This is a genomic window from Streptomyces sp. NPDC045678 (genome assembly GCF_056432085.1).
The window spans coordinates 47,922-54,639 of record NZ_JBWKJS010000013.1; the positions used below are offsets into that span (position 1 = coordinate 47,922).

The 6,718-nt window shown below is 70.7% G+C and carries 8 protein-coding genes; 3 read left to right on the forward strand and 5 right to left on the reverse strand.

The features are described from left to right. The first annotated feature begins 29 nt into the window (after positions 1-29). Positions 30-938, forward strand: a complete 909-nt coding sequence (locus tag AC07DO_RS35960) for a Gfo/Idh/MocA family protein (RefSeq protein WP_479066012.1) — start codon at positions 30-32, stop codon at positions 936-938. Here AC07DO_RS35960 and lnt read toward each other — a convergent pair. The 4 genes from lnt to AC07DO_RS35980 form a co-directional block, all read right to left on the reverse strand. Beyond that, the gene (gene lnt, locus AC07DO_RS35965; protein WP_479066014.1) at positions 859-2,805 is read right to left on the reverse strand and encodes an apolipoprotein N-acyltransferase; all 1,947 of its coding nucleotides are present in this window, start codon (positions 2,803-2,805) and stop codon (positions 859-861) included. The genes AC07DO_RS35960 and lnt overlap by 80 nt on opposite strands. 105 nt (positions 2,806-2,910) lie before the next feature. Beyond that, positions 2,911-3,453 carry a nuclear transport factor 2 family protein gene (locus tag AC07DO_RS35970; protein ID WP_479066016.1) on the reverse strand — a complete coding sequence of 181 codons (543 nt, stop codon included), beginning with the start codon at positions 3,451-3,453 and terminating at the stop codon, positions 2,911-2,913. A gap of 76 nt (positions 3,454-3,529) precedes the next feature. Next, positions 3,530-3,679 (reverse strand): hypothetical protein, encoded by a 150-nt coding sequence (locus AC07DO_RS35975; RefSeq protein ID WP_479066018.1) that lies wholly within the window; start codon positions 3,677-3,679, stop codon positions 3,530-3,532. Between the two features lie 73 nt (positions 3,680-3,752). Beyond that, positions 3,753-4,598 carry an AraC family transcriptional regulator gene (locus AC07DO_RS35980; RefSeq protein WP_479066423.1) on the reverse strand — a complete coding sequence of 282 codons (846 nt, stop codon included), beginning with the start codon at positions 4,596-4,598 and terminating at the stop codon, positions 3,753-3,755. 170 nt (positions 4,599-4,768) lie between these two features. On the opposite strand from AC07DO_RS35980, the gene AC07DO_RS35985 reads away from it, so the two are divergent. Next, positions 4,769-5,563: an alpha/beta fold hydrolase gene (locus AC07DO_RS35985; protein ID WP_479066020.1), complete on the forward strand. Its 795-nt coding sequence runs from the start codon at positions 4,769-4,771 to the stop codon at positions 5,561-5,563. Here the strand turns inward: AC07DO_RS35985 and AC07DO_RS35990 are convergent. Further along, positions 5,560-6,000, reverse strand: coding sequence for a VOC family protein (locus AC07DO_RS35990; RefSeq protein WP_479066022.1), 441 nt, complete (start codon positions 5,998-6,000; stop codon positions 5,560-5,562). The two genes, AC07DO_RS35985 and AC07DO_RS35990, sit on opposite strands and share 4 nt — an antisense overlap. A 486-nt stretch (positions 6,001-6,486) precedes the next feature. On the opposite strand from AC07DO_RS35990, the gene AC07DO_RS35995 reads away from it, so the two are divergent. Beyond that, complete coding sequence (locus AC07DO_RS35995; RefSeq protein ID WP_479066024.1) at positions 6,487-6,642, forward strand: hypothetical protein; 156 nt, start codon at positions 6,487-6,489, stop codon at positions 6,640-6,642. Positions 6,643-6,718: the final 76 nt, after the last annotated feature.

Genomic DNA, 6,718 nt, shown 5'->3' on the forward strand with positions numbered 1-6,718 from the left:
GCAGGCAGACAGCAGACAGGAGAACAGTGGTGAAGATCGGCTGCATCGGACTCGGCGACATCGCGCAGAAGGCGTACCTGCCCGTCCTCACCACCCTCCCCGGGGTCGAACTGCACCTCCAGACGCGCACGCCCGCCACCCTCGCCCGGGTCGCCGGCGTCCACCACATCCCGGACTCCCGCTGCCACACCGACCTGGACGCCCTGCTCGCCCAGGACCTCGACGCCGCTTTCGTGCACGCGCCGACGGCCGTGCACCCGGAGATCGTCACCCGGCTCGTCGAGGCGGGCGTGCCGACGTACGTCGACAAGCCCATCGCGTACGAACTCGCCGACTCCGAGCGTCTCGTGGGCCTCGCGGAGGAGCGCGGCGTCAGCCTCGCGGTCGGCTTCAACCGCCGCTTCGCGCCCGGCTACGCGCAGTGCGTCGAGCACCCCCGCGACATGATCCTCATGCAGAAGAACCGTGTGGGGCTGCCCGAGGACCCGCGCACGCTCGTGCTCGACGACTTCATCCACGTCCTGGACACGCTGCGGTTCCTGGCACCGGGTCCGATCGACGACGTCACGGTGCGTTCCCGCGTCGAGGACGGGCTCATGCAGCACGTGGCCGTGCAGCTCGCGGGTGACGGGTTCGTCGCGATCGGGATGATGAACCGGCTGAGCGGCTCCACCGAGGAGATCCTCGAAGTCTCCGGCCAGGACACCAAGCGGCAGGTGATCAACCTCGCCGAGATCGTCGACCACAAGGGCCAGCCCAGTGTGCGGCGGCGCGGTGACTGGGTGCCGGTGGCCCGTCAGCGGGGCATCGAGCAGGTCGTGCTGTCCTTCCTGGATGCCGTACGAGCGGGCAAGCCGCTCAGCGCCCGGGACGCGCTGGCGACCCATGAGCTGTGCGAGCGTGTGGTTCGCGCGGCTCAGGAGCAGGCCCGGGGGTAGTCCCGGGGGTAGTGGCCCTGGGAGCTGTCCCGCGGGCGGTCCGCCTGAGGGGTCGTAGCGATCGCACGCGTCGCAGGCCCTCGGTCAGGCCCAGCGTGAGGAGCACGAGCAGCGCGGCGTGCACGGGCCAGTCGCCCCACTTGACGTACGCCGTCTCGCCGGTGGCCAGCGGTACGTCGTACAGGGCCGCAGTGCTCGCGGAGGTGCCGATCGTGCTGCCGACACGCGAACCCTCCGGCCCGTACACCGCGGAGACGCCGGTGAGCGTGGCGTGCACCATGGGGCGGCCCGTCTCCGCGGCCCGTACCGCCGCGAGCGACGCGTGCTGCCGGGGCGCCCAGCTGTGCTGGAACGAGGACGTGGCGGACTGGGCGAGCAGCAGCTGGGCCCCGTCCTGGGTGAGCCGACGGCTCATGTCGGGAAACGCGGACTCGAAGCAGACGAGGGGCCCGACGCGGAGATCTTGGGCGTGATCGTGACTGTGACCGTGTCGGACGTCTCGGCCGGTGTGCATCACCACCTGGTGGTCGCCGCGCCTGCGGTCCTCGCCCGCGGCCTTGCCGACGGACGTCGCCCACCCGAGCAGGGAGCGTGCCGGAACGTATTCGCCGAAGGGCACGAGCCGCATCTTGTCGTAGCGGTCGCCGGTCGGTCCGTCCGGGCCCACCAGGACGGAGCTCTTGAATATCCCGGGCCGGTCGGAGCGGCGCGCGTCGACGTTCACCAGGATGTCCGCGCCCACCTCACGGGAGAGCGCGGCTATGCGGCGGGCGACGTCCGGCCGGTCGGCCAGGTCGAACCCGACGCTGCTCTCGCCCCAGACGACGAGGTCCGGGTTCCGGCCCGCCAGGGTGCGGGTCAGCGCCTCCTCGCGGGCCAGCCGCTTGTCGGCGCTCGCGACCCCGTCCGCGATGATGCCGGGCTGGACGACGGCGACGCGGGTGTGCCCGGCTGGTTCGGGCCGGGGGGCCCACGCCCAGGCGGCCGCTGTGGCGATGGCCACGGTGAGGATGCCGGCGAGAGCGGGGAGGGGGGTGGCGGTGACGGCTGTGGTGGTGGCGGTGGGCGTACGTGGCGTGTTCGTTCGCGGAGTGTTCGTACGTCGGGTCGAGGACCGTGCCGCAGCCACCCCCGCGACGGCCAGCAGCACGACCGCCGTGTTCACGACCACGACGAACGCGCTGACCAGCCACACTCCACCCACCGAGGCGAGTCGCAGCGCGGGCGGCACCTGCCACTGGCTGGAGCCGAGCAGACCCCACGGCCCGCCCAGCCCCTCCCAGGACCTGACCAGTTCGACCATCAGCCACCCCGAGGGCAGCACCACGAGCGCGGCCGCGGCCCGCCCCGGCCCCGGCACACCGCCGAGCAGCCGCCGCACCAGCCAACCCCAGGGCGCCCACAGCAGGCCGAGCAGCGCGGCTATGACGACGGTGAACACGTGCAGGCTCGGCAGCAGCCAGTGGTGCACGGCCACCATGAAGCCGAGGCCGCCCAGCCAGCCGTCGAGCGCTGCCCGCCGGGCGGTCGGGGCCGACCGCGCCAGGAGCATCCACGGCACCAGAGCGACGTAAGCGAACCACCACAGTGCGGGGGCGGGAAAAGCGAGGGCGGGCAGCGCTCCCGCGGTGACGGCGATGCCGCCGCGCCACCAGCGGGACGCGAGCAGCCTGTCGGCACGCTGCCGATACCGCTCGCGTCGCTGGTTCCGCCCCTGCGGTTCGTCACGCTCGTACGGCTCGTCGCGCTCGTGCCGCTCGTCGCGCTCCTGCGGCTCGTTGCGCTTGTATGGCTCGTCGCGCTCCCGCGGCTCGTTGTGCTCGAACGCTTCGTCGCGCTCCCGCCGGTCGTCGCCGGACAGCTCCATGCAGCGCCTCCCTCGGTCCCCGATGCCCGGTCGTACGACCAGTGTGCGCGACGTAGACGATCTAGGACAGTGGGTCGTCGCGCACGCGGAGGACACCTGGCCGGCTCACGCCTCGGAGACGGCTTCCCGACGCTGGTCGGCCATCTGGCGCCATTTCTCCGTGACGACCACTTGGCGCAACCGCCAGCCACTGGGCGTACGAACGAGGGTGAAGGCGTAGCGGCCGCCACAGATGAAATCCGGCGCGGTCGCGGTCGTGGTAGCCGTGGCGGTCGCGGGCTCGGCGGTCGGTGCCGGGCCCGCCGTCGAGCCTGGGGGCTGCGCGAACCGCATCGGGTTCACGTAGTCGGCCTGGACGCGGGCGACGTCGTCGATGTCCTGTTCCAGCGTCCCGAACTCCAGCCTCCGGTTGGTGATCAGGTGCTGGCGCATCGGGAACATCCGCATGGTCGCGGACAACCACGCGGTGATCTCGTCGGCTCCTCCTTCGATGCCGCCCGCGGAGCGGTAGTCGGCGCGTCCGTCGGGCGCGAAGAGCTGTCGGTAGGCGGCCCAGTCGCCGTCGTCGACGGCCACGGCGTACTCGGTGATGAGGGCATCGACGGCCAACCGGTCGATCACGGCGGCGAGTTCCACGCGCTGCGTCATCGGCTCAGTGTTGGGCACGGGAGGTGGGGAGCCAAGGGGCGTGCAGGGATACGCAGGGATATACGGGAAGGGGCGGCTACGCGGCCTTCACGATCTCCGCGCGGACAGCGGCGGCCCACTCCGTCACCAACTGCTCGTACTCTCTGCGCTGTTCGGCGGAGAGCTTGCCACCTGCGCGCAGCCACAGGCCGCGGATCCGCTCGTTCAGCTCGTCGGAAGAGCGCACGGAACCATGGGATGGTGGGGTTAAGGGCATGGCGCCAAGCCTAGGGGATGGCTACGACAATCGGAACTGTCAGCTACCGCACACCTGCGCCACGTGACCGAGCGGACGCTGCCGCACGGCGGTCGACGTGCGGGCTTACGTGCTCGCCGCCGTGCGGCCATGCCCGATCGTCGACGGTCAGAAATGGCTCGACCACGACGGTGGCCGGGGTGGTGCCGGTGAAGGCCACGACGTCCCGGTGCAGATGGGACTGGTCGCAGTAGCCGCTGTCCGCCGCGACGTCGGCCGCGCTGTGGCCCGCGATCAGGCGGTGCACCGCATGGTCGAAGCGGGCCAGTCTGGCGGCTCGTTTGGGCGGCATGCCGGTGGCGGTCCGGAACCGGGACCACAGGCGCTTACGACTCCATCCGAGTTCGGTTGCCAGATGGTCGATCCGGGCGCGGCCCGCGCTGCCGACGATGCGCTGCCAGGCCCAGACCACCTCCGGGTCCACCGATGTACGGGCCGCGTGGCTGCGGCGGGCGAGCAGAGCGTCCATGAACGCGAACCGCCCTTCCCACGAGGGAATCCCACCGAGTTGCTCCCGCACCTGTGAGGCCTCACGGCCCCACAGGTCGTCCAGGGTCACGATCGCGCCGTCGGCCAGTTCGGCCACTTCTGCGGGGCAGGCACCCAGCACCGCGCCGGCGACCACGGGGGACAGCCGCACCTGCACGCACTCGACGTGTTCACCCCAGGCCCGGACTTCCCCTCCGGAGCCGAACCCCGGCCCGGCTACGAGACTTCCCAACTGCCGGTTGCCGGTGCCGTCGTACACGGTGGACGGGGTGGGGCCGAACTCCAGGATCAGCATCACGGCTGGATGCGGAACGAGTCGGAGGCCGCCGGGGAGTGTGCCGGGAACCCGGAACCCGGCCATGTCGACACCGGGCGTGCGACTGGGGCTGCGCGGGCGGGCCACATCCCACAGCGCGGAACTGCCACGTTCACCGGTGGACCCCATCGCCCCAGGCTACGCGAGCAGGCAGGGACCGTTCGAGGGAACATTCGTCCAAGCCGCCAAGGCGAACCAACAGCGACAGTTCAGCCATGACCACTCTTCCCAAGGACTCAGTCCTCCGCCTGGACGACGGCGACCTCTACATCCGTGAGGACGGCGAGCGGGACGCCCCCGTGCTCCTCCTCATCCACGGTTCGGCGGCTTCGAGCACCTCATGGAACGCACTGGTTCCACTCCTCTCCACCACTCATCGGGTCATCAGGGTCGATCTGCCGGGACACGGACGTTCGGCGCAGCCGGTCAGCGGCGACTACGCGATCCCCGAGCAGGCGCGCAGGCTCGGCACGGCCCTGGACCGAATGGGCGTCGAGCAGGCCACGCTCGTCGGTCACTCCAGCGGCGGCTACACGGCCACGGCACTGGGCGAGGTGCGGCCCGACCTGGTGCAGGCCTTCGTCCTCATCAGCACCGGCCCAGGCATGCACGCGTTCATCGCACCCGAATCCACGGCGGCGGCCCTCAACCAGTGGCCCCCGACCGACGAACAGATCCGCCGGTTCGCGAGCACGGGGTTCCGCGAGGGCTACGAGGTCCCGCAGGACCTCGTGGACGAACTGCGAAACATGAGCCACGACGCGCTCACCGCGGCCATGCGGGCATCCACGGCCTACCTGACCGACCAGCCACTCCCGAGCCGCCTGATCGTCCTCGGTAAGCCACTTCACGTGATCTTCGGCGCCGAGGACCGCAGATGGCTCCCTTCCTCCGTGGCGGACTACGAGGCGGTTCCGGGCGCGAGGGTGGATCTCCTGCACGGCACGGGCCACACACCCATCATCGAGGAACCGTCGCGGACAGCGGCACTCATCCTGGCCGGGCGCTAGCCGATCTGTTCGGCGAGGGCGACGATGATGCCCACGGGGCCGCGGAGGTAGCAGAGGCGGTAGCTGTTCTCGAACTGGACGACATCGCCGAGGAGTTCGGCGCCATGGGGACGCAGGCGGGCGATGGTGTCGTCGATGTCGTCGACGGCGAACATGACACGGTGCAGGCCCAGCGTGTTGGGCGACGGGTGGGGCGACGCGGCGGCGAGCGCCGCGGGGGCGTGGTACTTCGTCAGCTCCAGCCTGCCGTGGCCGTCCGGGACGCGCATCATCGCGATGTCGGTGCGTACGCCGTCGAGTCCGACGGTACGGTCCGCGACGAGGCCCTCGATCGCCGCCGTACCCTCCAGTTCCATGCCGATCTCGGTGAAGAAGGCGATGGCGGCGTCCAGGTCCTCGACGATGATGGCGACGTTGTCCATCCGCTGAAGCGACATGGTGGTACTCCTTCTGGGTCGTGTGGCCTGCCTGTGGCCACTGATACACCCAGGACGGAGCCGACACCGCAATCTCGACACCTCGGCACCTCGAAAAGCGCGGATAGATTCCAGGTCCGGCGACCACGCATCCGCGAGGTCGTCCGAACTGGCCGAGGAGTGCTGCGTGTGGCGTGTCGTCTTCCACGTGAACGCGTGGACGGCGTGCTGTTTCGCCGTCGCCGCGGGGGCGGCCGCTGTCGGGTTGGGAGTATGGCGGCGTATGTCGCCGCGCCAACAGTGTCGGGTGGCCCACATCCTCTGGTCGGTGTGTTTGGGACGGTGCTGGCGGCCACCGTGGTCCCGGACCGCCCCTTGGCGGACCGCCCCGGCTGGACACCGGAGGCTCCCGCCGCGGTGGCCGCCGAGGAGCACGAGCCGTAGGACGAGAAGCCCCTGGCCGATGTCGCGAGCGACACCGAGCAGCCCGCCGCGGACGAGCGCCGCGTGCCAACGCTGCAGGAGCTCCACGAAGCCTTCGCCGCGGTCGGCACGTCGCACGCTCGCCTCGCCGTGCCCGCCTCCCGGTTTGGCACCAACGGCGAGCAGCTGCGCGAGGTCCTCGACTCCCGATCACGCGAGACAGACATCTCAGGCCCCTAACACGTCAAGCCGCATCACGCAGAGAGGAGGGGAAGGCCACGTGCTCTTCGAACAGGTTGCCCGTCTGAAGACAGTG